Source organism: Vibrio sp. 1069, from assembly GCF_033340555.1.
Map to the genome: position 1 here is coordinate 1 of NZ_JAWOWP010000156.1, position 941 is coordinate 941.

General features: G+C 43.3%; 1 protein-coding gene. It reads left to right on the forward strand.

Annotation, left to right across the window (positions count from 1 at the left end; translation table 11 throughout):
• Positions 1-90: 90 nt before the first annotated feature.
• On the forward strand, positions 91-941 hold an 851-nt coding region (hemH, locus tag R7040_RS25115), incomplete at its 3' end, for a ferrochelatase (protein WP_318097375.1).

Sequence of the window (941 nt, forward strand, 5' to 3'; positions counted from 1 at the left end):
ATCAAAATTTTTAATAATTTTGTTATAGTGAAGCGGCCGTAAGGTCGCTTTTTTTATACATTTTATATGCTGGGAAAACAAAGGGACGCAATGCAAACTAAAAATAAACAAGGTGTGTTACTGGTTAACCTAGGAACACCTGATGAACCTACCGCTCCAGCGGTTAAGCGCTTCTTAAGTCAGTTTCTTCATGATCATCGTGTAGTCGATATGACACGATGGCTTTGGTGTCCAATTTTACATGGTGTGATTCTTCCAATACGCTCGCCAAAGGTCGCTAAGTTGTATGAATCGGTATGGATGGAAGAGGGCTCACCTTTAATGGTGTATTCCAAACGCCAGGCAAAGAAACTTGCTCAGCATCTTGATATGCCTGTGGAACTCGGCATGACTTATGGCAACCCAAGCCTTCAATCTGGTTTTGAAGCTCTTATCGCTCAAGGTGTGGAAGAGGTTATTGTGCTACCGTTGTACCCACAATACTCTGGTACAACCACAGCAGCCGTGTCTGATGGAATCACAAAAGCGTTTAAGCAACTGCCAGTGATGCCAGCATTCAGCTTTATTCGCGATTATCACGATCATCCAATGTACATCGAAGCGCTTGCGCACTCGGTTCGACAATACTGGGAAGAGTATGGCAAAGGGGATTACTTGCTGTGTTCATATCACGGTATTCCTAAACGTTATGCAGACAATGGCGACATTTATCCTCAGCATTGTGAAGCGACCACTCGCTTGCTTGGTGAGGCGCTTGGTTTATCATCGGATCAGATTGGTATGTCTTATCAGTCTCGTTTTGGCCGAGAAGAGTGGCTACAGCCTTACACTGATAAAACATTGGAAACCATCACCAGTAAAGGCGTGAAGAAAATTGATATCATGACTCCTGCATTTTCATCTGATTGTTTAGAAACTTTGGAAGAAATAGCTGGAGAGAA